We start from the raw sequence: 24,529 nt of genomic DNA, 5'->3' as shown, positions 1-24,529 counted from the left end.
GACGGCTGGAATGTGACCGGTAACATAGTAATGTGAAATTGTACTGGCAAGGTATTGGCGCGTCCGTTACTCATCTGTGTCCGAGGGAGCCTCATGAATGAGTCAGTAACAGCCGGGAATGGCATGGTGAGTCATGATCTGCCTGTCTCATCCGAGTTCGAGCCCTTCATGGCGGGCGACTGGGCGGTCGCCTCGTTGCCCGATGGGATCCGGCTGACCGTGGCCGACGTGACCCCCGCCCGGCGCGCCCGGCTCTCGGCCCACTTTCCCGGGGAGCGCGTGATCGTTCCTGCGGGGGAGCTGAAGGTCCGCTCCAACGACTGTGACTACCGCTTCCGGCCGTACAGCGCCTACACCTGGCTGACGGGCCTCGCCGGAGAGGAGCAGGCGGGGCACGTCCTGGTCCTCGAACCGGACGGGCCGAGCGGTCATGAGGCGGTGCTGTACATCCGGCCCCGCTCCCTGCGCACCGGTGAGGAGTTCTACCGGGACCGTCGCTACGGCGAGTTCTGGGTCGGGCGCCGTCCCGATCTTGCGGAGGCCGAGCGGATGACCGGCATCAGATGTGTACACCTGGGTGGGTACGGCGATCTGCCGCCCGGCAGGAATGCGGCATCGGATGCCGAACTTGCTGCGGTGCTGAGCGCGCTGAGGCTGGTGAAGGACGCCTGGGAGGTCGGCCAGCTCCAGCTCGCCGTCGACCACACCGCCACCGGCTTCGAGGATGTCGTACGGGCCATGCCGCGCGCGCTTGCCCATCCGCGCGGCGAGCGCTGGATCGAGGGCGTCTTCGATCTGCGGGCCCGTGCCGAGGGCAACGGCACCGGCTACGAGACCATCGCTGCCTCCGGCGCCCATGCATGCGTGCTGCACTGGATACGCAACGACGGGCGGCTGGATGCACGGCAGTTGCTGCTCCTGGACGCGGGCGTGGAGACCGACAGCCTCTACACCGCGGACATCACCCGCACCCTCCCGCTCTCCGGGCGCTTCTCCTCCGTGCAGCGACAGGTGTACGAACTCGTCCTCGCCGCACAGGAAGCGGGTATCGCGGCTCTGAAGCCGGGTGCGAGCTTCCGCGACTTCCACCGGGCCTGCATGCGGGTGATCGCCGAAGGGCTCGCGGAATGGGGGGTGCTGAAGAGCGCTGAGGGCGACTTCCATCGCCGGTACACCCTGTGCAGCAGCGGGCACATGCTTGGCCTGGACGTTCACGACTGCGCACAGGCGAGGGCCGAGGTATACCTCGACGGGACCCTGGAGGAGGGGCAGGTCCTGACCGTCGAACCCGGGCTCTACCTCCAGCCCGACGACGAGACCCTGCCGCCTGAGTTGCGCGGCATCGGCGTACGCATCGAGGACGATCTGGTGATTACTGCGGAGGGCGCACGGCTGATGTCTGGCGCGCTGCCGAGGACGCCGGCTGCCATCGAGGCGTGGATGGGCGTCTTGCTGGAGAGGTGAGTCGCGGGCGGATCACGCGAAACGCTTGGCATCGGCAGTGTAATGTGAAATATTACTAAGGTGCTCACGAGAACCTCGGACGTCATCGTCGTCGGTGCCGGCGTGGTCGGCGCGGCCTGCGCCTACTACGCGGCCCGAGCCGGCCTCGCCGTCACCGTGATCGACCGCGGCCCCGTCGCGGGCGGCACCACGGGTGCCGGCGAAGGCAACCTCCTGGTCTCCGACAAGGAGCCCGGACCCGAACTCGATCTCGCGATGCTGTCCGCCGGACTGTGGCGGGAGCTGGCCGAACTGCTTCCGCCGCAGATCGAGTACGAGGCCAAGGGCGGCCTCGTCGTCGCCTCCGGCGAGGACGGGATGCGATCGCTGCGCGACTTCGCGGCCGGACAGGAGAAGGCCGGTGTGCGGGCGGAGGAAGTTCCGGCGGACCGGTTGCAGGACCTGGAGCCGCATCTGGCTCCCGGCCTGGCGGGCGGCTTCCACTACCCCCAGGATGCGCAGGTCATGCCGGCCCTGGCCGCCGCCCATCTGCTGCGCGCGGGCGGTGATCGGGTGCGCCTCAGCCTCGGCGAGGAGGTCACGGGCCTGCTGGCCGAGGCGGACGGATCGGTGCGGGGGGTGCGTACGGTGGCCGGCGACGTGCATGCCCCGTACGTGGTCAACGCGGCCGGTACCTGGGGCGGCGAGTTCGCCCGGCTCGCGGGCGTCGAGCTTCCTGTGCTGCCGCGCCGCGGGTTCGTACTCGTCACGGAACCATTGCCGCGTGTGGTGCGGCACAAGGTGTACGCGGCCGACTATGTGGCCGACGTCGCCAGTGGCTCGGCGGCGCTGCAGACCTCGGCGGTGGTCGAGGGCACCCCGGCGGGCCCGGTCCTGATCGGCGCCAGCCGGGAACGGGTCGGCTTCGACGTCACGTTGTCGACCGAGGTGCTGCGCCGCCTGGCGGCACAGGCCACCGCACTGTTCCCGTTCCTGGCCGGGGTCCGGGCGATGCGGCCGTATGCCGGGTTCCGCCCGTACCTGCCCGACCATCTGCCGGCCATCGGCCCCGATCCGCGGGTGCACGGCCTGCTGCACGCCTGCGGTCACGAAGGCGCGGGGATCGGTCTGGCCCCGGCCACCGGCCTGCTCATCGCGCGGTCCTTGGTCGGTGGTGAACTTTCCCTGGACATGGGCCCGTTCAGGCCCGACCGCTTCGAAGCCGTCTGACCCTTCTGCTATGAGAGGAGGCCCGCAGTGGCCCGTACCCCAGCCGAACTGGTAGGGGCGAACCCCGGCTCGTCGTTCGAGATCACGATGGACGGCCGCACGGTCACCGCCCTGCCCGGGCAGTCCGTCGCCGCGGCCCTGTGGTCCGCGGGCATCCTCGCCTGGCGCACCACGCGCAACACCGGCCGCCCGAGGGGCGCCTTCTGCGGCATCGGGCAGTGCTACGACTGCCTTGCCACCATCAATGGGGAGCCCAACCACAGGGCCTGTCTGGTGCCTGCCCGCCCCGGCGACGTGATCACCACCCAGGAGGGACACGGTCATGCCGACCTTGGCGTCTGATCCCTACGACCTCGCGGTGATCGGAGCTGGCTCCGCCGGTCTCGCGGGCGCCGTCACCGCAGCCGGACTGGGCTTGTCCGTGGTCCTGCTGGACGCCTCGCCCCAGACGGGTGGGCAGTTCTACCGGCATCCTGCGCGGGCCATCGGCGCGGCGCGGCCCGAGGCCCTGCACCATGACTGGTCCGCCTTCGCTCAGATGCGCCGGCGACTGAAGCAGAGCGACGTCAGCCATCTCTGCGGACACCATGTCTGGGCCGTCACGAAGGAGGACGGTGCCCTGTGGGCGGTGCACGCTGTCACCGGGGCCGACGGCACCGCGGAGCGGTCGGTGCGGGTGCGGGCCCGTGCGGTGCTGCTCGCGACCGGGGCGTACGAACGCCAACTGCCTTTTCCCGGCTGGACCTTGCCGGGTGTCGTGGGTGCCGGGGGAGCGCAGGCCATGCTCAAGTCCGGCTTGGTGCTGCCCGGTAAGCGCGTTGTCGTGGCGGGCAGCGGCCCCCTGCTGCTCGCGGTCGCCTCCTCGCTCGCCGCCGCCGGCGCGCAGGTCCCGGCCGTGATCGAGGCATCCGGCTATCTGGGGTACGCCCGCCATCCCCGCGCGCTCGCGGCCAACCCGCGGAAATTGGTCGAGGCGGCGGTCCACGGCGCTGCTCTGCTGCGGCATCGGGTACGGCTGCGCACCCGCAGCGCGGTCACCGAGGTGCACGGCACCGACCGGGTGGAGGCCGTCACCGTCAGTCGCCTCGACCACGACTGGCGTCCCGTACAGGGGGCGGGGCGCCGGATCGAGTGCGACGCGCTCGCTGTGGGGCACGGCCTTGCCCCCCAGATCGAACTGGCCACCGCACTCGGCTGCGTCACCCGCCCCGTGGCCGACGGAACATCCGCCCTGGCCCTGGACGGGCTTCAGGAAACCTCCGTGCGCGGTCTGTGGGCGGCGGGGGAGACCGGGGGAGTCGGTGGGGCTCAGCTCGCCCGCTCGGAAGGGGAACTGGCCGGGCTCGCGGCGGCCACCAGACTGTACGGGCGCCCCGTCCGCGAGGGGCGCGTTCGCGAGCTGCAACGTCGCCGGGACCGAATGCGCGCCTTCGCCGATGCGATGGCCATCAGTCATGCACCGGCAGCGGGCTGGACCAGCTGGCTGACCGACGGCACGGACGTGTGCCGCTGCGAGGAAGTGACCGCAGGAGGCATCCGCGAAGCCGTCACAGACCTCGGGGCCCGCGACGCACGCACGGTCAAACTCCTCACCAGGGCCGGCATGGGCTGGTGCCAGGGGCGGATGTGCGGGGCGGCTGTAGCGTGCCTCGCGGCACGCGGAGGTGTCGTGGAGCCGCCCGTTGAACGCCGTCCGTTCGCTGTGCCCGTTCCGCTCTCGGCACTCGCTTCGCTCGACGAACCCACCGGGGTCCGGCCCGACGCCGCCCCGGGCGTCGACGACTGATCCGCGGTTCGCCCTTGTGGGCACCGCACATCCATCAATAAAATGTCACACACTATAGAAGGGTTGACTGACATGACGGCCACCACCTGGAACAGTACGCACCCCTGGCGCGGGATCATGGTCGCCACCGCGCTGCCCCTGCGCGACGACCTGTCCGTCGATTACGACGCGTACGCCGAGCACGTTCGCTGGCTGATCGAGAACGGCTGCGACGGTGTCGTACCGAACGGCTCGCTCGGCGAGTACCAGACCCTCACCGACCAGGAGCGGGCGCGTGTGGTGCGCACCGCGGTCGATGCGGCGGGCGGCGCGCGGGTCATGCCCGGCGTCTCCGCCTACGGCAGCGCCGAGGCCCGGCGCTGGGCGGAGCAGGCGGGCGAAGCGGGCTGCGGCTCGGTGCTCCTGCTGCCCCCGAACGCCTACCGGGCCGACGAGCCGGCCGTGCAGGCCCACTACGCCGAGGTCGCTCGGTGCGGGGTCCCGGTCGTCGCGTACAACAATCCCCTCGACACCAAGGTGGATCTGACGCCCGGCATGCTGGCCCGGTTGCACCAGGACGGCAGTATCGTCGCCGTGAAGGAGTTCACGGGCGATGTACGGCGCGCGTACGAGATCGCCGAACTCGCCCCGGAACTGGATCTGCTGATCGGCGCGGACGACGTCCTGCTCGAACTCGCCGCGGCCGGTGCGGTCGGCTGGATCGCCGGATACCCCAACGCCTTCCCCGCCAGCTGCGCCGAGCTGTACCACGCCGCTGTCGCCGGCGACCTGGACATCGCCCTGCCGCTCTACAAGTCCCTGCACTCGTTGCTGCGCTGGGATTCGAAGACGGAGTTCGTCCAGTCCATCAAGTTGTCCATGGACATCGTCGGCCGCCGCGGTGGCCCCTCCCGCCCGCCGCGCTTCCCGCTCACGGGGGAGATTGAGGCGGGAGTGCGGGCCGCCACCGAGAAGGCCGTCGCCGACGGCCACCGCTGACCACCGCCCGCTGACCGAAGGGAAGCCCGTGCGCACGCGCCATGTCTTCCACGCAGTCGACTCACACACCGAGGGCATGCCCACGCGGGTGATCACCGGTGGCATCGGGGTCATCCCCGGCGCCACCATGGCCGAGCGCAGGCTCCACTTCATCGAGCACCTCGACCACATCCGCACGCTCCTGATGTGCGAGCCGCGTGGCCACGCCGCCATGAGCGGTGCCATCCTCCAGCCGCCCACCCGCCCCGACGCCGATTTCGGAGTCCTCTACATCGAGGTCTCGGGGCTCCTCCCGATGTGCGGACACGGCACCATCGGGGTCGCCACCGTACTCGTCGAGACGGGCATGGTGCCGGTGACCGAACCGGTCACCACCGTCCGGCTCGACACCCCGGCGGGGCTCGTGACCGTCGAGGTTCAGGTGGCGGACGGCGCGGCCACAGCCGTCACGCTCACCAATGTGCCAGCCTTCTGCACGGCTCTGGACAGCAAGATCTCCGTGCCCGGCTACGGCACGGTCACCTATGACCTGGCATTCGGCGGGAACTTCTACGCCTTGGTCGAACTCGGCTCGCTGGGGCTGCCGTTCGACCGGACACGCAAGGACGAACTGCTCGCCGCCGGGTTGGCCATTATGGACGCGATCAACGCCTCGCCACAGCGTCCTGTGCACCCCGAGCAACCGGAGATCGCCGGAGTCAAGCACGTGTATCTGGCCGCTCCAGGCTCCGACGCCCGCCATTCCCGGCATGCGATGGCCATCCATCCCGGCTGGTTCGACCGCTCTCCGTGCGGCACGGGCACCTCGGCCCGGATGGCCCAGCTGTACGCGCGCAGGCAGCTACCCCTCGGCCGCGACTTCGTCAACGAGTCCTTCATCGGCACCCGCTTCACCGGGCGCCTGATCGAGAAGACCACCGTCGGCGGGCTGCCCGCCGTCGTGCCGACCGTCACCGGCCGCGCCTGGATCACCGGCACCGCCCAGTACTTCCTCGACCCGGACGACCCCTTCCCCGGAGGTTTCCTCCTGTGACCGCCACCGAATCCCTCATCACCTCACGCAATCCTGCCGACCCGTCCGACGTACTCCTGCAGATTCCGGCGCCCGGCGCCTTCGCGGCGGTCGACGCCGTGGACCGGGCGCGCGCAGCCCAGCCGGGATGGCTGCTCGACGGGGCGGCGGCCCGCTCGGCCGCCCTCGGTGAGGTCGCCGACGCCATCGACGCCGCGGAGGCCGAGCTGACCGCGCTCGCCGTCCGGGAGGTGGGCAAGCCCCGCGCCGAAGCCCGCGCCGAAGTCGTCCGCACGGCTGCGATCTGGCGCTACTACGCCCAGGCCCCGTACGAGCCTGTCGGCGCGGTCCACGAGACAGCCGTGGGCCCCGGCCTGCTGCTCACCCGCCGTCGGCCGCACGGCGCGGCCGGACTGATCACGCCCTGGAACTTTCCCTTCGCCATTCCGAGCTGGAAGGCCGCCCCGGCGCTCGCAGCCGGGAACGCGGTCGTCCTCAAGCCCGCCCCCGAGGCCACCGCCTGTGCCGGCCGCCTGGGCGAGATCATCCAGCGGGCCCTGCCGGCAGGGGTGTTCACCGTCCTGCCCGGCGGGGCGACGGAGGGAAACGCGCTCGTCTCCTCCGCCGATGTCGTCTCCTTCACCGGTTCGACCGCCGTGGGCCAGGCCGTCGCGCGTGCCGCCACGGCCCGGGGCATTCCGGTCCAGGCCGAGATGGGAGGCCTGAACGCGGCGATCGTCCTCCCGGATGCGGACATCGAGCAGGCCGCAACCCACATCGCCGCCTCGATCGCCGGGTACGCGGGCCAGAAGTGCACCGCCACCAGTCGTGTGATCGCGGTCGGCGCGGCCCTGGACCCCCTGCGTGAGTCGCTGTCGGAGGCACTGCGGGCCGTTCCGGTCGGCGATCCGTCTGATGCGGCGACTGTGTGCGGGCCGCTGATCAACCAGCACGCCCGCGATCAGGTCTGCGACGCCTGGCACGGCCTGTGCGCGCTGGCCGGCGGCACCGTACCCGACGGGCCTGGCTGGTATGCGGCCCCGACCCTGGTCGAGAAGGTTCCCCCGGGGCACCGGCTGCTGCGCGAGGAGGTCTTCGGACCGGTCGCGGCGCTGCTGCCCGCCGACGACCTGGCCCACGCGGTCCGGATCGCCAACTCGGTGCCGTACGGCCTGGTCACTTCGGTCCACACCGCCGGCCTGGACACGGCCCTGCACGGGCTCGACCGGCTCGACACCGGAATGATCAGGATCAACGCACCGTCCACCGGCGTCGACTTCCACCTGCCGTTCGGAGGCGCCAAGGCATCCAGTCACGGACCGCGCGAACAGGGCCGGGCGGCACTGGAGTTCTACACCTCCAGCCGGACCTATACCCTGTCTCCTGTAGGAACAATGTGACATTGTAGAATGTCGATCTGCTCGGCATGAAGGGATCACCACAGTTATGGGGCACCTGAAGCACCGCGATCTCAGCGCCACCCGGGAGCGGCTGCGCGACCAGGTCGCCCACGCCCTGCGGGCCGCCCTCATCTCCGGTGAGCTGCGGCCCGGTGAGGTGTACTCGGCGCCGGTCCTTGCCGAGGACTTCGGCATCTCCGCCACGCCTGTGCGGGAGGCGATGCTCGACCTGGCCCGCGAGGGCCTGGTCGAGCCCGTCCGCAACAAGGGCTTCCGGGTCACCGAAGTCAACGAACGCGACCTCGACCAGTACACCGAGATCCGCGCCCTCATCGAGATCCCCATGATCGGCCGGATCACCCGCAGCGCCACAGGCGATGAGCTGGAGGCGCTGCGGCCGGTCGCCGAGGAGATCGTCAGGGCCGCCCGTGACCACGACCTGATCGGCTACCTGGAGGCCGACCGGCAGTTCCATCTGACGCTCCTCGCCCTCTCCCGCAACGACCGCCTCGTCGAGACCGTCGGTGACCTGCGCAAGCGCTCGCGCCTGTACGGACTCACCGGCCTGGACGAGCGCGGCGAGCTGATCCCCTCGGCCGAGGAGCACCTGGAGCTCCTCGACCTGATGCTCGCGGGCGACGCGAAGGGCGCGGAGAAGTGCATGGCCAGGCACCTGGGACATGTCCGCTCCCTGTGGGCCAAGAGCGAGACCGCGGCGAAATCCGGCAGCTTGCGGGCCCGGTCGGGGCGGACCGCAGCCCACTGAGGCGGGACAGGCCCTCCATAACGTGGAGTTATGCGGAGGTGAGGGCTCCCCGCCGACAGCGGGCCACGGCATGCTGACTGTGCAATGTCACACTTCATGCCGCAGTCCTTGGGCTGGGAAAGGGATCCATGAATCCCGCCTACGCGACGGTCGACCACGTCATCACCGTTCCACTGGACCACTCCGCCCCCAACGGGCCGGACATTCAGATCTTCGCCCGCGAGGTCGTCGACCCGGCTCGCGCGGGCGAGCGGCTGCCCTGGCTGCTCTATCTGCAGGGCGGTCCGGGCGGCAAGTCGCCCCGCCCGTCAGCCGGTTCACCCGGCTGGCTGGCCCAGGCACTCAAGACCCACCGGGTGCTCCTGCTCGACCAACGCGGCACGGGCCGTTCCACACCGGTCACCGCTCGGGCCGCGTCCCATTTCGGTTCCCCCGCCCGGCTCGCCGCGTATCTCGGCCACTTCCGTGCCGATTCGATCGTCGCCGACGCCGAACTGATCCGCCGTCACCTATGCGGTGGCGAACCCTGGGAAACACTCGGCCAGAGCTACGGCGGCTTCATCACCCTCACCTACCTCTCGCGGGCGCCTGAGGGCCTGCGAGCCTGCTACGTGACCGGTGGTCTTCCCGGCCTCGCCGGCACCGCCGACGACGTCTACGCCCGCACCTACCCGCGGGTCCGGGATCGCGTCCTCGACTTCTATGCCCGCTACCCGCAGGACGCCTCCCGCCTCCGCAAGATCTCCGATCTCCTCGAGACTGCCGAGGTCCGGCTGCCCGATGGGGACCAGCTCACCACCCGCCGTCTGCGCACCCTCGGCCTCGTCCTCGGCATGGGCGACGGCTTCGAACGGCTCCACTGGCTGCTCGATGAATCCGTGGACGCCGATGGCGAGTTGACCGACACCTTCCTCCATCAGCTGATGAACCTGACCGGCTTCACCGACAATCCGCTGTTCGCCGTGATGCAGGAGACGCTCTACGGGCAGGGTGCCGGCCCGACCGGCTGGGCGGCCTCCCGAGCACTCGCCGACTTCTCCGAGTTCACCGAAGAGGCGGACCCCCTCCTCCTCACCGGAGAAATGATCTACCCCTGGATGTTCCGCGAGATCACTGGCCTGCGGCCCTTCGCGGACGCTGCCGACCTGCTGGCAGAACACACAGGCTGGCCGCCGCTGTACGACCCCCACCGCCTCGCCGCCAACGAGGTCCCCCTTGCGGCGATCGTCTACCACGACGACATGTACGTCGACGCCGGACTCTCCCTGCGCACCGCGCGCGAGGTCGGCGCCACTCGCGTATGGGTCACCAACGAGTGGGAGCACGACGGGGTCACCTCCTCCGGAGGCCGGGTACTGGCCCGCCTGATGGACCTGGCCGCAGGCCGCGCGTAACCCCCTCATCCGATCAGCCCTCCCTCACCTCCGTCCGCCACCGCTGCCCCCATGGGAGAGACAATGCCCGCCCTGCCGACCCGCCTGCCGCACCTCGCCGTGGCCATCGCCCTCGTCTCCTGCGCTCTCGCCATCCCGGCCACGGCGACCGCCGCGGCCGGGCCCAATTCGACTGCCGGTGCCGCTGATTGCGCACTTCCCGGCAAGACCGGCTGGACCGACGAAGGCCACAACACCGACGCGACCCAGTTCCAGCCCTCCAGCGGCACCCGCCGCGTACTGACCCTGTTCGTGGATTTCCCCGACGCGCAGGCCACGGACTCCACGAAGGCGTATGCCGCCCAACTCGCCCCGGCCGCCGACTGGGTGAGCAGAGCCAGCTACGGCCGCTCCGGGCTCGACATCAGCTCGTTGCACCGCTGGATTCGGATGCCCGCGGACTCCACCTCGTACGGCTACCAGCGCGGCCTCACCTTCGAGGCCCACGAGAAGTACGTACGCGACGCGATCACCGCCGCCGACCCCTACGCGGACCTTTCCCAGTACGACATGGTCTACATCGTCGCCACGAAGGCGGCGGCCTCGATCTCCTTCTCGCCGACCTACCTCTACGACCGCACCACGCCCGGTGTCACCGCCGACGGCACCCGCCTCAAGTGGGCGGTCACCTTCGGACAGGACATGTGGCGTTGGGGACACAAGGTCGTCGCCCACGAGACCGCTCACACCTTCGGCCTCCCGGACCTGTATTCCTTCAACGGCCCCACCCATCAGTACGCCGGCGGCTGGGACGTCATGGGCAACATCGCGGGAGCCGCCCCGCAATACCTCGGCTGGCACTCGTGGAAGCTCGGCTGGACCCGCGACAACCAGGTTGCCTGCCTGCCAGAGCCCGGACGCCGCACGGTACGGCTGACCCCGGTGGAGCGCCCCGGCGGGACCAAGATCGCCGTGCTGCGCACCGGCGAGACCACGGCGTACGTCGCCGAATCCCGGCGCGCCAGGGGCAACGACAAGGACGCATGCTCCACCGGCGTCCTCATCTACAAGGTCGACTCCGCCGCCCAGACCGGCGAGGGCCCGATCAGGGTCATGAACGCGCACCCGACCGCCACCCCGCCCACTGGCTGCACCCAGCTGGACCTGGCCGCGTACGCGCCCGGCCAGACGTTCACCGATCCGGACACCGGAGCCCGGATCGATGTCCTCGCGGGCGGCGGGGCAGGGGACGTGGTGCGGCTCAGCAAGCGGTGACCGTCAGCAGGGGTGGGAGCCCTCCCTTCGGACGGCTCCCACCCTCGGGCGCGTCAACTGCCCAGCGGGCCCTCGCAGGTGTAGTCGGCCGTGCCGGTGTGGCCGTCGGGGGCGATGTCCACTTCGCCGAAGCAGCAGTTCATGTCGGTGCGGTTGTTGTCGCCGGTGGCTGCCCGGTCGAGGATCGCGGAGTCGACCGTCTCGCTCATGTCCTTGAACGTCAGAAGGTCGCGCCCTTCTCGATGCAGATGCCGCCGTTGTCCGTGCTCAGGCCGGTGAGGATCGGGTGGTACGTCTCGTAGTCGGCGCGAGAGGCGTACAGCACGGTGTGCAACGTGGTGTTGGTGTCCCCGGCCAGCGGCTCATTGGTGGCCAAAACCCGGTCGAACTCGATAAGCCAGGTGACGACCTTCCCTCAGGGTGGGCTTCCGTCGCCGAGGTTCTGCGTGACGGTGCCCAGCAGCGTGCCGAGGTCGCTGACGATCTGGTCGTGCAGCGCCTCGATCTGGCCGAACCGCCCGTTCTCGCCGAGCGCGTCGCGCACCACCCAGGCGTTGTCCGTGTCCGCCGGCCGCCGTCCGGGCCTCGTCAGGTCACGCGGTGCGTGGCAGTGGCACCTCCTCGGCGCGTCGGCGCGCCGACCGAGCCGACGCGGATCCTTCGGCCAGGACATGTGGCACTGGGGCAAGAAGCTGGTGGCCCACGAGACCGGCCACACCTTCGGCCTGCCCGACCTGTACGCCTTCGCCTCGGAAACCGATGCCCACCGCTTCGTGGGCGGTTGGGATGTGATGGGCCTGGTCGGAGGGGCGGGGCCGCAGTACTTCGCCTGGCAGTCCTGGAAGCTCGGCTGGACCCAGGACAGTCAGGTGGTCTGCCGGGCCTCAGCGGGCAGCGACACCGTGTATCTCACCGCCGTCGAGTACGGATCCGGCACCAAGATGGCGGTCATACGCACCAGTCCCACGACCGCGTACGTCGTCGAATCGAGACGGGGCGTCCAGGCGGACACGGCCGTCTGCTCCACCGGTGCGCTGATCTACCGGATCGACACCTCCGTGCGGACCGGTGAAGGGCCGATCCGGGTCATGGACGCCAAGCCGAGTGCCACGCCGGCCTCCGGCTGCCGCCCGCTGGACGACGCTCCGTACTGGGCCGGTGAGTCGTTCACCGATGCCGCGGCCGGTGTCCGGATCGACGTACTGGGCGCCGACGGGTACGGCGAGACCGTGCGGATCACCAAGTCGTAGGACGCGCACGGCTGTGCCCCGGCTCCTCGGCGGGAGCCGGGGCACGGCCTGCCCATGCAGCTCAGGCAGCTGCTCAGACCGCCTCCTTGAGGAGGTCGGTACGGTTCTTGGTGTCACCGACGAGTGTCGTAGAAGGCCGATCTCCGCGCGACCGGTCGAATGGGGTGCCCGACCGGTTCGCTGACTGGACCGCCACTCTTCTTCGGCTTCCGGCGCCAGTGAGTCGACACAGGTGAGGGAGTGTGATCCCGCGTGATGTTTCCGGCAGGGTGAAGTTCACCCTGCCGGAAACATTGCCCGCAGCGTCGGCGGCGAGTACGAGGCTGAAGCCGCCGTCGCCGTCCGCACCTTCGCCTGCGACCAGCCGGCGAAGTCCTCGTCACTCCACGGCCCGTCCAGCCGGTCCCGTACCCATGTCGCCGTCGTGCCACCGGGATTGCTCGCCCGCGCCACCAGCGCGGTCCGGGGCGGAATCCGCGCACCAGAGTGGGGGTGGAGGGGCACCGGCTCACCTCAGGGACGACGGTCGTCCCTCGAAACCGGCATGAGCATGCCCAGCGATCATGTAGTTCCGTCCGGGAATCTCAAGGCCCCCGACAGGACGCCTCTCTGACGGCTCATCAGTTTCTTCTGTTGCTTGCAGCCCTCTTTCACTGTCATGTGAACTGTGAAATTGTACGGTCACACTTTCCGTGGGCATGACAGCTCCGGGAATGCTCAACTTCCGTTGCCATCACGGTCCGCACCCCCCACCGCCGTGCCCCACGCACGGCTGCCGACCGGCCTGGAGGCCATCGCTATGCGCAAACCCCCCACCCTCAGGAAACTCGCCCAACTGCTGATACCTACCGTGGCCGCCGCCGGCCTGGGGCTCACCATGCTCGCCCCCAATGGCGCGGCTACCCCGGCCGGCGCCGGGGTACCCAAGCCCGCACCGAGGTCGGCCCCCGCCCCACAGCCCGCCTCCGCCACCGTGCTTGCCGCCGATCTCGCACCCGGACACGCCGCCGCCCCCGCGCGATCGGCCACGAAGACCTCGAACCCGGCGCAACGCCCTCCGCTCCCCGCGGCCCAGAACGCCGCGGAGCGCAAGCAGGCCCGCTCTGCGGCGAAGGCCGCGGCGGACTGCAACGTCAGCGACTTCACCTCGAAGACCGGCGCTGCCCTGGTCGAGCAGATCAAGCAGTCGGAAACCACCTGCATCAACACGCTGTTCAGCGTGACCGGTGAGGACTCCAAGGCCCTCTTCCGCGAGGAACAGATGGTCACGGTGGCGAACGCACTCAAGGATGTCGCGACCAACTACCCGGGGGACAACAGCACTTTCGCAGCCCAGGTGGTGCTGTACCTGCGCGCCGGCTACTACATCCAGTACAACCAGCCGGAGAACGTCGGCGAATACGGCCCGACGCTGAAGAGCGCCATTCAGGGCGCCCTGGATGCCTTCTTCGGCTCGTCCCACGCCTTCGACGTCACCGAGGCCAACGGAGAAACCCTGGCCGAGACGGTCACCCTGATCGACAGCTCCGCAGAGAACACCCGCTACCTCGACGTGGTCAAGCGTCTGCAGAAGGACTACAACTCGTCGTACGACCAGTTCTACGGGATGCTCGCGGCGGTCAACAACACCTATACCGTGCTCTTCCGCGGCCACCAGCTGCCGGAGTTCGTGGAAGCCGTGAAGGCGGACCCGAGCGTCCTCACCGGACTGCGTGACTTCGCCGTCGCCCACGACGATCTGCTCGGCACCGACAAGTCCTACCTGGCCAGCAACGCCGGACGCGAACTCGGCCGCTTCCTGCGGCACGCCGGCCTCAAGGACACCGTCAAGCCGTTGGTCAAGGAGTTGCTCGGCCGCAGCGAGATCACTGGGCGCACCGCCCCGCTCTGGGTCGGCCTTGCCGAGATGACGGATGAGTTCGATAAGGAGAACTGCGCCGAGTACGACACCTGTGACCTGCAGAACCGCGTGCGCGACGCCGTGCTGACGGTCAAGCACGAATGCGGTCCGAGCGTCAAGATCCTCGCGCAGGAGCTGACCGCGTCCGAACTGTCGGCCACGTGCGACAGCGTCCTCAAGCAGGACCCGGTCTTCCACGACATCGTCAAGGACAACGGTCCGGTCAAGGACGACAACAACACCAGCATCGAGATCGTCGCCTTCAACTCCAGTACCGACTACAAGACCTACGCCGGTGTCGTCTTCGGCATCGACACCAACAACGGCGGCATGTACCTGGAGGGTGACCCGGCCGCTGAGGGCAACCAGCCGCGCTTCATCGCCTACGAGCAGCCGGCCCAGGACGGCGCCTTCCAGATCTGGAACCTCAACCACGAGTACACCCACTACCTCGACGGCCGCTACGACATGTACGGCGACTTCGCAGCCGGGCAGACCACCCCGACCGTGATGTGGATCGAGGGTTTCGCCGAGTACGTCTCCTACTCGTACCGCGGCATCACCTACGACAGGGCGATCGAGGAGGCGGGCAAGAACACCTACAAGCTCAGCCAGCTCTTCGGGACCACCTACGACAACGCTGACACCACCCGTATCTACCAGTGGGGCTATCTGGGCGTCCGTTACATGCTCCAGTCGCACCCCGAGGACGTCGCCACCCTGCTCGGCCACTACCGCGCAGGCGAGTACGACGCGGCCCACAGCCTGCTCCGCGACACCATCGGCACCAAGTACGACGCCGACTTCGCCGACTGGCTGAGCAAGTGCGCCGGCGGCGACTGCGGCCAACTGCCGGCCCGGAGCGGCCGGTGACCGTGGCCTCATTCACCGGCAAGAACTGAGCCAGGAGAGCCTGGTGTCCCGCGCATCGCTCGTGCGCGGGACACCACGCTTCTCAACTGTCATGTGTCAATCCCCTGAAGACGTGGAGGCTCCTCCGGGACCTGGGCCAGGGCCACCTCCTTCTGGGAAGCCGGCGGATGGGCCGTGAGGAGCAGGGCGAAGACCGCTCGGTGACGAGCGGGGCGAGGACCACGCCGCCCTGCGGCTGGAGCTCCTGATCGGGGTTGTCGCCGAGGACGGCGGCTTCCAGGCGGCCCACCGCCAGGTCGTCCAGGACCGGCACGAGGGAGTGCCGGGAGCGGGATGTCACTTCGGTACGGGGCATCAACTCCCGTACAGCCAGGTTGAGATGACTCAGCAAGGGAGCGTCGGCGAACCCCAGGCGGGCGCGGTCCGGGGCTCCGACACGCGGCGGGCGGCGCGGGCGGTGTCGGCGAGCGGGCCGCCGACGCCCGGCAGGATGGGCCGGGCCCGGGCAAGGACCAGTTCGGCGCAGTCGGTGGGGACCGCACCCGCCTGCCGCGCGGACCTGACCTGTCCGAGCCGCTCGCCGCCGGTCACTAGACCCCGCCCAGATAGGCCTCCGCGACGCGTGAGTCGGCGGACAGTTCCGCCGCCGTCCCCTCCAGTACCGTTTCACCGTTCTCGATCACATACGCACGGTGCGCGATCTTCAGCGCGCCCTTGGCGTTCTGCTCGACGAGGAGCACGGCGGTGCCCCCGCGGTTGATGTCACGGATCACCTCCATCACGGCGGCGACCATAAGCGGGGCCAGGCCCATCGACGGTTCGTCGAGCATCAGCAGGCGGGGGCGGGCGACGAGGGCCCTGCCCATGGCGAGCATCTGCTGCTCGCCGCCGGACAGCGTCCCGCCGTACTGGGTCCGCCGTTCGGCCAGCCGGGGCAGCAGTTCGTACACCTCGTCGACCCGTCGGGCCAGTTCGGCGCCGTCGCGAACCAGATACCCGCCGATCAGCAGGTTTTCGTGCACCGTCAGCGTGCTGAAGATCCGCCGCCCCTCGGGGACATGCACCACCCCGCGTGCGACGATCTTCGGCGGAGCCGTCCTGGTGATGTCCTCGCCCTCGTGCACGATCCGGCCCGCAGCGGGTTTGACCAGTCCTGACACGGCGGACAGCGTTGTGGTCTTGCCGGCGCCGTTGTTGCCGAGCAGGGCGACGGTCTCCCCTTCGCCGACGGTGAGGTCGAGCCCGCGCAGCGCCTGCACTCCTCCGTAGCTGACTTCGAGGCCGTGGATCTCAAGCATGCTGTGCTCCGCCCCCCATGAGTTCCGTGCGCGCGGCGTGGACCTCGTCGTCGTCGGCATCCCGGCCGAGGTAGGCCTCGATGACTGCCGCGTTACGTCGCACGTCGTCCGGACTGCCGTCCGCGATCTCCTTACCGAAGTTCAGGACGACCACTCGCTCGGACACCTTCATGACCAACCCCATGTCGTGTTCGATCAGCGCAATCGCCATGCCCAGTTCCTGGATCCGGCGGATCAGGGTGAGCAGTTCGGCCTTCTCGCCGTGGTTGAGCCCTGCGGCCGGCTCGTCGAGCAGCAGCAGTTTCGGCCGCCGGGCGAGGGCGCGGGCGATTTCCACTCGGCGCTGCTCGCCGTACGGCAGGTTACGGACGAGGCCGGCGCGGTCGCCGCGCAGCTCGACGAAGTCGAGCCACTTGTGGGCCTCGTCGGTGGCCTCCCGCTCGCTGCGGCGGTAGCGGGGGGTGTGCAACAACGCGTCGACGGCTCTCTGTCGCAGCCAGAGATGGGTGCCCGCCCGTACGTTGTCCAGCACCGACAGCTCGCCGAACAGCCTCAGGTTCTGGAAGGTACGAGCGAGGCCACAGGCGGCGATCGCCGACGGGCGCCGGCCCGTCACGTCCCGACCCGCCAGCCGGACGGTACCCCCGGTCGGCTTGTAGAAGCCGCTGACGCAGTTGAACGCGGACGTCTTTCCCGCGCCATTGGGGCCGATGACCGAGACGATCTCACTCTCGCCGACCGAGAACGTGAGGCCGTCGACAGCGCGGACTCCCCCGAAGGCCAGCCGCACATCATTGACTTCGAGAATCATTCGTCTTCCTTCGCCGACAGGGCGGTCGCTGGTACACCGGGCGTGCTGCGGGCCGCCGTCTCCGGGTCTCCTGCGCGGTGCGGCCACAGGCCCTGGGGCCGGATCAGCATGACGACGATGAGGAGCATGCCGAACACGAAGTACCGGTAGTCCGCCAAATCCCGCAGCAGTTCGGGGAGCAGGCTGATGACGACGGCGCCGACCACGACACCGCGGGTGGAGCCCATGCCACCGAGCACGACCGCCATCAGGACGAGGGCGGACTGCAGGAACGTGAAGCTGGCCGGGGAGACCGCCGACAGCTGGGCGGCGAACAGGACGCCCGAGAGCCCTCCCCAGACCGCGCCCGCGACATAGGCCGCCAGCTTGACCCGGTAGGTGTTGACTCCGCTGGCTTCGGCCGCATCCTCGTCCTCCCTGACGAAACGCCAGGCACGGCCGATACGGGAGCGGCCGAGCCGGGCGGCGAACAGCACCGCGACTGAGACGATCACCACGGTCGTGTAGTAGAAGACGACCGGATCGGAGAGCGTGTCGCCGAGCAGCCCTGGTATGCCGTAGATCCCCGAAGGGCCGCCGGTGATGTCCAGGTTGTTGGCGACGATCCGGATGATCTCCCCGAAGCCGAGGGTGACGATCGCCAGATAGTCGCTGCGCAGCCGTAGCGTCGGGCCTCCGATCACCACTCCGGCCACCACCGTCACCACGATGACGACCGGCACGGTGGCCAGCAGCGGGAGGTCCAGCCGCGTCGCGAGGATGCCGCCGGTGTACGCGCCGACGGCGAGGAAGGCGGCGAAGCCGAGGTCGAGCAGGCCGCAGTAGCCGACGACGATGTTCAGACCGACGGCGAGCATCACGAAGACCGCCGCGCTGGTCATCACGTTCAGTGCGTACGGGGTGGCGGTCACGAACGGGGCCAGCAGGCCGAACGCGAGCCCGGCCCAGCCGAGCCTCCGGCTCCCCAGAGCCCGTGTGATGACCGAGGGTCCACGGCCCCTGACCGGCTTGACCGGTGGGTTCTGGTTCTGGACGGCGGTCATCACACACGCTCCGTCACACGTGCGCCGAGCAGGCCGGTGGGCCGCACGGTCAGGAAGAGGATGAGGAACCCGAAGGCGAACACGTCGCGCCATTCGCCCCCGAACCAGTCGGTGCTGAAGGACTCCAGCAGACCGAGGACGAGGCCGCCGAGCATCGTGCCCTTGAGGTTGCCGATGCCGCCGATGACAGCCGCGGTGAACGCCTTGAGCCCGATGATGAAGCCCATCAGGAAGTCGATCTTCCCGTAGTAGGCGCCCGCCATGACTCCGGCCGCTCCGGCAAGGGCCGAACCGATGAAGAATGTACGGGAGATGACCGCGTCGACGTCGATGCCCATCATCAGACAGGCCTTCGGGTCCAGCGCGATGGCGCGCATCGCCCGGCCCTGGCGGCTGCGCATGACGAGCGCGTTGAGTGCCACCATGAGACCGACGGCGACCACCATCAGGACGAGCTGCTGAACGGTGATCCTGGCGCCGAGCACCGACACGGCGGTGCCGTCGAGGCGTACCGGATACACCCGCGGGTTGGGGCCCGCGATGATGCGGACCCCGTACTCCAGCGCGAACGACGCACCCACCGCGGTGATGAGCAGCGACAGCCGCGGTGCCCCGCGCAGCGGCCGGTACGCCACCCGCTCGAGCGCGACGCCGCTCAGCCCGCTCACCAGCATCGTCAGCACGAGCACCACGAACAGGGCGGCCAGAGAACCGCCGGGGACGGCGCCGAACGTGCCGAGCAGCGCGAATCCCGAGAACGCCCCGAGCATGTAGAGGTCGCCGTGGGCGAAATTGAGCAGCTTGATGATCCCGTAGACCATGCTGTAGCCGAGGGCGACCAGGGCGTAGAACGAGCCGACGAACAACCCGTTCCAGATGAGCTGTGCCATGCGAACCCCTCCGGTTACTTGAGGGAGTCCTGCAGGACGAACTTGCCGCTCCTGACGCCCAGGATCACGAATCCGCCGTTGCTCAGCGTGTGGTCATCGGTGAACTTCAGCGGTCCGGAGAACATGTCGAAGCCGTTCAGGCCCTCGAGCGCCGTGATGATCTTGCCACCGTCGGTGCTGCCGGCCTTCTTGATGGCCTCGGCCGCGACCCGCACAGCGTCGTAGGACTGCGTCGAGTACGGGCCGGGTTCGGAGCCGAACTTCTTCTTGTAGGAGGCAATCCAGCTCTCGGCGCCCGGAGTGGTTTCGGGGGTCTGGGTCATGGTCGCGTAGACGCCCTTGCCGTTCGCGGCGCCCGCGATCTCGACGAGCTTCGCGTCGACCGCGCCGTCGCCGACGAGAAACTTGCCCTTGTAACCGGCCTGGCGGAACTGGCGGATCAGCAGGCCGCCCTCCTGGTAGTAGCCGGTCCAGTAGATGTAGTCGGGGTTCGACTTCAGCACGCTGGTGACATTCGGGCTGTAGTCGCTCTCACCGGGGTTGACCGAATCCTCACCGGCCTTGGCCGGAGCGCCGCCCACACCCAGCTTGACCGAGGTGAGGTCGGCGATGTCCTTGGAGTAACTGGTGTTGTCGTCCATGACGGCGACCTTCTTGGCGCCCTCCTTGGTCAGCCACTGGACCGCGGCTGCCGCCTGCTGGTTGCCGGTGCCGTTGATGAGGAAGACATGGTCGAGTTGCTGCGCGACCAGCTCGTTGGAGTTGGCCGCCGGAATGATCATGGGGATCTTCCGCTTGCCGAAGACCGGCAGGGTGGGCAGCGTGGCGCCGGAACAATAGCCGCCGACCGAGACGACCGCGCCTGCCGCGACCAGCTTGCTGGCCGCCGCGACCGCGGTCTTCGGGTCGCAGGCGTCATCCTCGACCCGCAGCTTCAGCTTCCGGCCGAGCACGCCGCCTTTGGCGTTGATCTCGTCGATCGCAAGCTGTGCGCCGTTCTTCATGTACGGGCCGATGTCCGCGCTGCTGCCGGACATCGGGATGTCCATCCCGAGCACGATGGGGCCCTTGCCGTCTGACTCGGAGCTGCCGCCGACCAGTCCGTTGCAGCCCGTGGTGGACAGCGCGGCCACCGTGAAGAGCGAGGTCAGCGCCACAACGCGGCGGGACGTGCTGCGGGCGGTTGGGGGCAGGACGGGGATGGTGGGTCTCTTCACGAGGGCACGCTCCTGTGCGGGGTAAGGCGGACGGTCGGGTGGGAGGACCTGGGGTGAGCTGCGCAATGTGGCGTGTGACATTTCACATCGTGCCGGAGTGGTCGGTCAATGGCTTGTACCCGACCGTTATCGCGTGGCCCGGATCGAAGTCAGCGCCATCGAACCGGGCGGCTCCGGCCCGGAGTGCCTCGAGGTGTGAAGGAGTGAGAGTTCCAGCACCGTGCAGCCGGAGCCGGTGATCCGTCCGACGATGGCGGAGGCCTCAAGATCATGCACGGAGAAGACGAACGGCCCGGGTATCAGCAGCACGTCGTATGTGCCGCAAGCCACCAGGTCCATCAGCCTTTCCAGGCCGGGCAGCGGCCCTGGGGAGCGCAAGCCGTTGTCCAGGTAGATCGAGGGCTCAGGCAGACCGAGTTCTCCGGCACACCAGCGAAGTGCGATCCGATGCGTTTCCATTCCCCAGACATCAAAGGGAAAGCACCGAAGGTATCCAGCGATCCTGACCGTGCCGTACCCCGTCATGTCGAGGCCCACGAATTCGTCCTCCGCCATCAGATTCTCCGTCATAAGGGGATTTTCCCGGACGTATGTGGCCGGTGATTCCAGGAGACGGAGGGAAGGCGGCCAAGTCCATGGCCGGACGGACACAGTCCGGTCACCGATGGCGGCCCGTACCGGGGATCGCTGGGTATGGGGCACCGCCCGTGGAATGGAACGCTACGTAGTCCAGAGCCCACGTGTGCCTACTGCGCCGACAGCAGCGGCCGAAGCCAGGGTAGGGGCCCCGTGGCACGCGCATGAAATACCTCGCGGCCCTTATGGGTCGTTGGCGGCCAGCGCGTCGCGAACGGCGTGGCGACTGGTGACGCCGAGTTTCTTGAGGACGCTGGCCACGTGGTGTTCTGCGGTGCGGGGGGAGAGGAAGAGGGCATGGGCGATGTCGCGGTTGCTGGCGCCGGTGGCGAGAAGGTCGGCGACTTCCTGCTCGCGGGGGGAGAGCTGCTCGCCGTAACCCCGGCGTCCGACCGGGGGGCGGGCTTCGCCGAGGTCTCGCAGAGTGCGCTGGCAGCGGGCGGCGTCGAAGGTGGCCCCCAGGTGCCTGTAGATCTCGTCGATCTCTGTCAGGTCCTGCGCGGCACGGTGGGGCGTGGTGGGGATCAAGGTGCGGGCGGCGTGTTCGGCGGCCTGGGCTGTGGGGTAGGGGCGGCCGATGCCCTGGAAGGTGGCGCGAGCACGGTGGAAGTGATCGCGAGCCCGGGCCGGGTCGTCGTCGCGCAGAAGCAGTCCGAGGCAGAGGTGAAGGTGGGCGATGGCGGCAGGCGCGTCATGGCCTTCGACAGCGCGCTCGAACTCCCTGGTCAGCTCCGTGGCCGACTCGGGCCGCCCGCTGGCCAGGGCGGCCTCGACGGCGACCGGAACCACGGCTGAGGCTCTGAGCCAGGGCCCGTTGTTTCGCAGGCTGTCCGCTGCCGGGGCGCTGATCGCCCACGCTGTCTCGGGCTCACCCTGGGCAAGCCTGACCCGGCCGATACCGGCGGCCGCTTCAGCCCTCCAGACCGCGTAGTCACTCGCGTCTCGCGCGGTGGTGTACCTCTTCAGAGCCTGGCTCCACTGTCCGCGTGCCTCGGCGAGCGCCCCCAGAACCAGCGATCCCTCGATCTCCAGCATCTGGATGTCCGGGATCTGAGCGAACAAGGACGCGTAGGCGGCCTCCAGGTCGCTCCAGGCACCCGAGTGCCAGGCGAGTTCCTGGCGCAGTATGCGGCAGGTGACGTCAATTTGCGGGGCACCGGTGCGGTGGGCGAGGTCCTGGCTCTGTTCGAGCAGCACGCCCACCCGATCGTCGTAGCCGAGATCCAGAGCGGCATCGGCCGCGTTGTACAGCGCCCTGGCGGTCTGCCTCAGCACGGCCAGGTCTCTGCCTTCCCGGGGCAGGCGGTCGACCAGCTCATGCACTTCCGGATGCCCGATCTGAGCCAGTACCGCGATCTTATTGGCGTGCACCGTAGCCCGCGCCGCCTCATCGGGACTGGCCTGCACAGCGTGCTCGGCGCGCTCGATCCAGGCCAGTGCTTCCCCGGAGGGCCGCCCTCTGAACGTCGCCCACAGGGCCAGATGACTCATCGCGTGCGCGGCGGTCTCGGGCCGCTGGTCGCCCAGCTCCTCGATGGCGCGTTCCAGCTCCCGGATGCCTGCTGGGTCGCCGGCCTGACTGGTGAGGATCAGGCCGAGTCCGACGCGGATCTCACCGCGGGTGGTGGCGGACAACTGGGGGTCGGACAGGATTCGTCGCAGGACCGCCACCGACGCCGTGTACTCGACGCTGTAGGTGGCGGTGCGACTGAGAGCCAGGGCAACGCGGGTACGCACATCCTCATCCAGCCCGGGTTCGGCGAGGATGGCGTGCAGAAGGGCGGCGGCGGTGCCCTGGTCACCCAGCGTGAGCGCCTGAGCGGCAGCCGCCTCGGCCTGTGTGAGCCAGCCCTCCTGGTCGCCCAGGGCACGGAAGTGATGGGCGATCTGCACCAGCGGGGGACTGTCCACTGTGCGCAGGGCCGCGATCGCCCGCTCATGCAGGCGGCGACGCCGCGGACCCGGGATGCTCTGGTAGACGGCCTGCTGGGCGAGAGAGTGGCGGAACCCGTAATGCATCGGCTGGTTCTCGCGCAGCACTGCGGCCCCCAGCACCTCCATCAAGGCCTCCATGCCCTGTTCGGGGTCGAGGTCGGCGACCTGAGCCAGCACGGGTTCGGCGGTGGGCACCGTCAGCACCGCGGCGGCCTCGACCACCGCTACCGCCTGCGCCGCCAGCCCTCGCACCCGTGTGGTGACCGCCTCCCGCAGTCCGCGAGGCACCACCCCTTGGCCGAGCCGTGTCACCGGATCGACCACCTCAACATTCAGGTGTCCCCGATGTCCCTGTTCACTCAAGGTGATCAGGTCCTCCTCGACCACCAAGGGCAAGCCCGCACTGCGCTCGAACAGGATGCGGCCCAGTGCGTGAGTGGCGCGCGGGCCCAGGGCGGCAGCCGTCAGGTCATGGATGTCGGATTGGGTCAGCGGAGCGAGGTGGATCTCCGCGCCGCTGGTGCCCGGCGGGCGGCGATAGGCCGCGCCCAGGACAGGTGCGCGCGGCGGCAGCTCTTCCTGGCGGTAGGTGAGCACCAGGCCCAGGTGTGCTGGCAGGTCACGGGCCAGGAGCAGCAGCAGCTCGCGGGTGGCTTCGTCCACCCAGTGCAGATCCTCGATGACCAGGACCGCAGTGCCGCAGACCTCCATGACTGCTCGCACCGCCCGTACCAGCTGGTAGCGCTCGGCTCCGGTCTCCTGCACGTCGTCGGCGGGAGGCAAGTGGTCGGTCAGTTCCGGCAGCAGCGGTGCGAGGACGCCGGTCAGCGGGGGCATCTCGGGGGCCGGCGGCAGGCAGGGACCGGCCTGGCGCAGGGCGTCGATGACCGGCCCGTAGGGAAAAGGTTCGCGCAGCGGGTGGCAGCACCCGTACAGGACCCGCCCGCCCTGGCGTACCAAGTCCGCGGTCACCTCGCTGACCAGGCGGGACTTGCCGACGCCGGCCTCTCCCTCGATCAGCACCACTGCGGGTGGATGCTGCAGGGCGCCGCGCAGCAGACCGGACTCCCGTCGACGGCCCACAAAGGCGAAACCGCCGCCGCCCGCGGCGCGGGGGCTGAGATCGAGACTCACCATCTTGACGCACCCAGCCGTTCACCACGGCCACGGGCCGGGCGGCTGTCCGTTCCATCCCGCGTCACACCCGCAACCTCGTGCACACCACGCTAATCCCGCTCGCGCGAAGCGCGAAAGGGGCGACCGTCAGATGATCGCGGCCTCGTTGATCAAGAAGCCTCTCTCGGCCCGGGCGCAGTGTCCTAGGCGCTGTTTCTCGGATCTCCTGACGTGAGTGGGGTGTTGGGGCAGGCTGGCGGTATGGGCCGTGGGGATCTGACGAATGCGGAGTGGGAT

Annotated in this window: 24 protein-coding genes; 12 read left to right on the top strand and 12 right to left on the bottom strand. The window is 69.3% G+C overall.

Annotated features, from left to right (window positions below; genetic code table 11):
- Positions 1 to 93 precede the first annotated feature (93 nt).
- The 10 genes from ABZS64_RS33285 (at position 94) to ABZS64_RS33240 (ending at position 11,263) form a co-directional block, all read left to right on the top strand.
- Positions 94 to 1,464 carry an aminopeptidase P family protein gene (locus ABZS64_RS33285; protein WP_355837767.1) on the top strand — a complete coding sequence of 457 codons (1,371 nt, stop codon included), beginning with the start codon at positions 94 to 96 and terminating at the stop codon, positions 1,462 to 1,464.
- A gap of 60 nt (positions 1,465 to 1,524) precedes the next feature.
- Positions 1,525 to 2,673, top strand: a complete 1,149-nt coding sequence (locus ABZS64_RS33280; RefSeq protein WP_355837765.1) for an FAD-dependent oxidoreductase — start codon at positions 1,525 to 1,527, stop codon at positions 2,671 to 2,673.
- 27 nt (positions 2,674 to 2,700) lie between these two features.
- Positions 2,701 to 3,015: a (2Fe-2S)-binding protein gene (locus ABZS64_RS33275; protein WP_355837763.1), complete on the top strand. Its 315-nt coding sequence runs from the start codon at positions 2,701 to 2,703 to the stop codon at positions 3,013 to 3,015.
- Positions 2,996 to 4,459: an NAD(P)/FAD-dependent oxidoreductase gene (locus ABZS64_RS33270; RefSeq protein WP_355837761.1), complete on the top strand. Its 1,464-nt coding sequence runs from the start codon at positions 2,996 to 2,998 to the stop codon at positions 4,457 to 4,459. Before ABZS64_RS33275 ends, ABZS64_RS33270 begins: the two co-directional genes overlap by 20 nt.
- Positions 4,460 to 4,531: 72 nt before the next feature.
- Positions 4,532 to 5,437, top strand: a complete 906-nt coding sequence (locus tag ABZS64_RS33265) for a dihydrodipicolinate synthase family protein (RefSeq protein ID WP_355837759.1) — start codon at positions 4,532 to 4,534, stop codon at positions 5,435 to 5,437.
- A 28-nt stretch (positions 5,438 to 5,465) separates the two neighbouring features.
- Positions 5,466 to 6,470 carry a proline racemase family protein gene (locus ABZS64_RS33260; RefSeq protein ID WP_355837757.1) on the top strand — a complete coding sequence of 335 codons (1,005 nt, stop codon included), beginning with the start codon at positions 5,466 to 5,468 and terminating at the stop codon, positions 6,468 to 6,470.
- Complete coding sequence (locus ABZS64_RS33255) at positions 6,467 to 7,849, top strand: aldehyde dehydrogenase family protein (RefSeq protein ID WP_355837755.1); 1,383 nt, start codon at positions 6,467 to 6,469, stop codon at positions 7,847 to 7,849. The genes ABZS64_RS33260 and ABZS64_RS33255 overlap by 4 nt, the downstream gene beginning before the upstream one ends.
- A gap of 46 nt (positions 7,850 to 7,895) precedes the next feature.
- A complete protein-coding gene (locus ABZS64_RS33250; RefSeq protein ID WP_355837753.1) occupies positions 7,896 to 8,615 on the top strand; it encodes a GntR family transcriptional regulator in 720 nt (239 codons plus the stop codon).
- 128 nt (positions 8,616 to 8,743) lie between these two features.
- Positions 8,744 to 10,009 (top strand): alpha/beta fold hydrolase, encoded by a 1,266-nt coding sequence (locus ABZS64_RS33245; protein WP_355837751.1) that lies wholly within the window; start codon positions 8,744 to 8,746, stop codon positions 10,007 to 10,009.
- A gap of 63 nt (positions 10,010 to 10,072) precedes the next feature.
- Positions 10,073 to 11,263 carry a M6 family metalloprotease domain-containing protein gene (locus ABZS64_RS33240; protein ID WP_355837800.1) on the top strand — a complete coding sequence of 397 codons (1,191 nt, stop codon included), beginning with the start codon at positions 10,073 to 10,075 and terminating at the stop codon, positions 11,261 to 11,263.
- Positions 11,264 to 11,316: 53 nt separating this feature from the next.
- Here ABZS64_RS33240 and ABZS64_RS33235 read toward each other — a convergent pair whose 3' ends face one another.
- The 3 genes from ABZS64_RS33235 to ABZS64_RS33225 are packed head-to-tail and all read right to left on the bottom strand — an operon-like array spanning position 11,317 to position 11,810.
- On the bottom strand, positions 11,317 to 11,472 hold the full coding sequence (locus ABZS64_RS33235; protein WP_355837749.1) for a hypothetical protein: 156 nt from the start codon (positions 11,470 to 11,472) through the stop codon (positions 11,317 to 11,319).
- 11 nt (positions 11,473 to 11,483) lie between these two features.
- On the bottom strand, positions 11,484 to 11,657 hold the full coding sequence (locus ABZS64_RS33230; protein ID WP_355837798.1) for a collagenase: 174 nt from the start codon (positions 11,655 to 11,657) through the stop codon (positions 11,484 to 11,486).
- A gap of 21 nt (positions 11,658 to 11,678) precedes the next feature.
- Positions 11,679 to 11,810: a hypothetical protein gene (locus tag ABZS64_RS33225; protein ID WP_355837747.1), complete on the bottom strand. Its 132-nt coding sequence runs from the start codon at positions 11,808 to 11,810 to the stop codon at positions 11,679 to 11,681.
- Positions 11,811 to 11,823: 13 nt separating this feature from the next.
- Here ABZS64_RS33225 and ABZS64_RS33220 point away from each other — a divergent pair, with 13 nt between their 5' ends.
- The gene (locus tag ABZS64_RS33220; RefSeq protein WP_355837745.1) at positions 11,824 to 12,513 is read left to right on the top strand and encodes a hypothetical protein; all 690 of its coding nucleotides are present in this window, start codon (positions 11,824 to 11,826) and stop codon (positions 12,511 to 12,513) included.
- Positions 12,514 to 12,789: 276 nt separating this feature from the next.
- On the opposite strand, the gene ABZS64_RS33215 is transcribed toward ABZS64_RS33220, so the two are convergent.
- The gene (locus ABZS64_RS33215) at positions 12,790 to 13,017 is read right to left on the bottom strand and encodes a hypothetical protein (RefSeq protein ID WP_355837743.1); all 228 of its coding nucleotides are present in this window, start codon (positions 13,015 to 13,017) and stop codon (positions 12,790 to 12,792) included.
- A 295-nt stretch (positions 13,018 to 13,312) separates the two neighbouring features.
- Here ABZS64_RS33215 and ABZS64_RS33210 point away from each other — a divergent pair, with 295 nt between their 5' ends.
- Positions 13,313 to 15,286, top strand: coding sequence for a collagenase (locus ABZS64_RS33210; protein WP_355837742.1), 1,974 nt, complete (start codon positions 13,313 to 13,315; stop codon positions 15,284 to 15,286).
- A gap of 384 nt (positions 15,287 to 15,670) precedes the next feature.
- Here ABZS64_RS33210 and ABZS64_RS33205 read toward each other — a convergent pair whose 3' ends face one another.
- From ABZS64_RS33205 to ABZS64_RS33170, 8 genes are all read right to left on the bottom strand, one after another.
- Positions 15,671 to 15,877 carry a hypothetical protein gene (locus tag ABZS64_RS33205; RefSeq protein ID WP_355837740.1) on the bottom strand — a complete coding sequence of 69 codons (207 nt, stop codon included), beginning with the start codon at positions 15,875 to 15,877 and terminating at the stop codon, positions 15,671 to 15,673.
- Positions 15,877 to 16,584 (bottom strand): ABC transporter ATP-binding protein, encoded by a 708-nt coding sequence (locus ABZS64_RS33200; RefSeq protein WP_355837738.1) that lies wholly within the window; start codon positions 16,582 to 16,584, stop codon positions 15,877 to 15,879. Before ABZS64_RS33200 ends, ABZS64_RS33205 begins: the two co-directional genes overlap by 1 nt.
- On the bottom strand, positions 16,577 to 17,395 hold the full coding sequence (locus ABZS64_RS33195) for an ABC transporter ATP-binding protein (protein ID WP_355837736.1): 819 nt from the start codon (positions 17,393 to 17,395) through the stop codon (positions 16,577 to 16,579). Before ABZS64_RS33195 ends, ABZS64_RS33200 begins: the two co-directional genes overlap by 8 nt.
- Positions 17,392 to 18,438 carry a branched-chain amino acid ABC transporter permease gene (locus tag ABZS64_RS33190; protein WP_355837734.1) on the bottom strand — a complete coding sequence of 349 codons (1,047 nt, stop codon included), beginning with the start codon at positions 18,436 to 18,438 and terminating at the stop codon, positions 17,392 to 17,394. The genes ABZS64_RS33195 and ABZS64_RS33190 overlap by 4 nt, the downstream gene beginning before the upstream one ends.
- Positions 18,438 to 19,328: a branched-chain amino acid ABC transporter permease gene (locus ABZS64_RS33185; protein WP_355837732.1), complete on the bottom strand. Its 891-nt coding sequence runs from the start codon at positions 19,326 to 19,328 to the stop codon at positions 18,438 to 18,440. Before ABZS64_RS33185 ends, ABZS64_RS33190 begins: the two co-directional genes overlap by 1 nt.
- Positions 19,329 to 19,342: 14 nt before the next feature.
- Positions 19,343 to 20,545, bottom strand: coding sequence for a branched-chain amino acid ABC transporter substrate-binding protein (locus tag ABZS64_RS33180; protein ID WP_355837730.1), 1,203 nt, complete (start codon positions 20,543 to 20,545; stop codon positions 19,343 to 19,345).
- A 126-nt stretch (positions 20,546 to 20,671) separates the two neighbouring features.
- A complete protein-coding gene (locus ABZS64_RS33175) occupies positions 20,672 to 21,100 on the bottom strand; it encodes a hypothetical protein (protein WP_355837728.1) in 429 nt (142 codons plus the stop codon).
- A 264-nt stretch (positions 21,101 to 21,364) separates the two neighbouring features.
- The gene (locus tag ABZS64_RS33170) at positions 21,365 to 24,253 is read right to left on the bottom strand and encodes an AAA family ATPase (RefSeq protein WP_355837726.1); all 2,889 of its coding nucleotides are present in this window, start codon (positions 24,251 to 24,253) and stop codon (positions 21,365 to 21,367) included.
- Positions 24,254 to 24,529 lie beyond the last annotated feature (276 nt).

It is taken from the genome of Streptomyces sp. NPDC005408, from assembly GCF_040606445.1.
GTDB lineage: Bacteria > Actinomycetota > Actinomycetes > Streptomycetales > Streptomycetaceae > Streptomyces.
Note: the sequence above shows the minus strand (reverse complement) of the source record. Positions and strands in the feature narration are given on the sequence as shown.